Origin of the sequence: Streptomyces alkaliphilus, assembly GCF_014141535.1 — a bacterium.
GTDB classification, from domain to species: Bacteria; Actinomycetota; Actinomycetes; order Streptomycetales; family Streptomycetaceae; genus Streptomyces; species Streptomyces alkaliphilus.
Genome location: NZ_VKHT01001552.1, coordinates 1 through 743, shown reverse-complemented (window position 1 = coordinate 743; position 743 = coordinate 1). Strand labels below are relative to the sequence as shown.

Here is a 743-nt window from a genome sequence, read left to right as displayed (position 1 = left end):
TCCCCTCCCCGGGCCGGTCCCGCCGACGGTCCGGCCCCCTCGCGGTGTCGCCGCGCTCGAACGGGGCGGTCCGTCGGCCCTCGGTGCGGGCCGGTCCGGCCCGGCCGGTGGGCCGCGACGGACGTCCGAGTACTTCCCCGCGGCGGAATGCCTTATTCCGCTTCCCGCTCCTCTCCCGGTCGTTTTTCCCCGGAGAGGGTGGAGGAGCGCCGGAACGGAAGCCTGTGGGCACAGTCGGTGAATCATTCATCCACCCAACGTGATTGCGAACCCGCTTTCGGTGGGTTCGTGGAAGTTCCCCCGAACTTCGGGGTCATGTGTTCGGCTGCCGGGTGGAGTTCCGGTTTTCCGGGGGACTTCCTTCCCGGTTCCCTCCCGGGGGTGAGGAAGTTATCCACAATGTGCCCGCGATCCACAGATTTCCCCCGGAGCCGACCGAACATCCGCCGAACCCCCCACGCTGATGGCCCCCACCCGGCCATCCAGCGAAGGGGCTCCGCGTGTCACCGTCCGTCCTGATCCTCACCGAGAACGACCTCCTGCTGGAGGACCTGCTCCGTGTCTGCGCCGCCGCCGGGGCGGACGCGGAGGTCGTCCACGGCGCGCCACTGACCGCCCGGCGGTGGGAGAGCGCCCCGCTGGTCCTCGTGGGCGACGACTGGGCCCGCCGTGCCCTCGACCGTCCCCGGGGCTCCCCACCGGGTTCGCCCGGGGCGGGGGCCCCGGCGGCTCCTCCCCTGATC

Annotated in this window: 1 pseudogene; it reads left to right on the top strand. The window is 71.9% G+C overall.

The features are described 5' to 3' along the window. Window positions 1-500: 500 nt before the first annotated feature. Window positions 501-743 (top strand): annotated as a pseudogene (locus tag FNQ90_RS25620) (hypothetical protein); the annotation flags it as partial.